Origin of the sequence: Arthrobacter sp. Hiyo1 (genome assembly GCF_001263615.2) — a bacterium.
Lineage (GTDB): Bacteria > Actinomycetota > Actinomycetes > Actinomycetales > Micrococcaceae > Arthrobacter.
On record NZ_DF952469.1, the window covers coordinates 637,101 to 637,719 of the forward strand.

General features: G+C 67.0%; 1 protein-coding gene. It reads right to left on the bottom strand.

Annotated features, from left to right (window positions below):
* Window positions 1-41 precede the first annotated feature (41 nt).
* A partial coding sequence (locus AHiyo1_RS07355) for a GntR family transcriptional regulator (protein WP_059388118.1) occupies window positions 42-619 on the bottom strand: 578 nt, incomplete at its 5' end.

The following is a 619-nucleotide window of genomic DNA, read 5'->3' on the forward strand; positions in this document are numbered from 1 at the left end:
CGTCCTGGATCGCCGTCGGACTCGGCTTGGGCGACGGGAGATCAGTCAGCGGGTGCGTCGGCGATGGCCCGGGCGCGGACCTTGTGCACGTGGTCAGCCATGGCGGCCGCGGCCTGTTCCGGGTCACCGCTCGCCAGCGCGTCGAGCACTGCTTGGTGTTCAGCGATGGCCTGGTCTGCGTCGGTGATGCCCACTCCCCCGAACAGTCGGAACCGCTGGACCTGGCCACCCAGCGCGGCGTAGGCAGCAAGCATGAATTGGTTGCCGGACTGCTCGGCGATCAGCTTATGGAAGCGCTCATCGGCGTCGAGATAGTCCCGGAATTCCACGAAAGACGGGCCTCGAGGAGCAGTCTCCAGGTCCTTCACAGCCTCCCGCAGATCCGCCAAACCCTCCGGAGTGATCCGGCTGCACGCCAAGCGGGCATTCACGGGCTCAATCGCGAGCCTGGCCTCCATGAGTTCGGCAAAATCCTCGCGCGTGAAAACCGGGGCCACCCTGTACCCCTTGAGGGCAACCCGGCGGACCATGCCTGTGTGCTCCAGCCGCGCCAGTGCCTCGCGCACCGGCGTAGGCGAAACGTCCAATTCCCGCGCCGTCCCGTCGATGCTGACCGCGG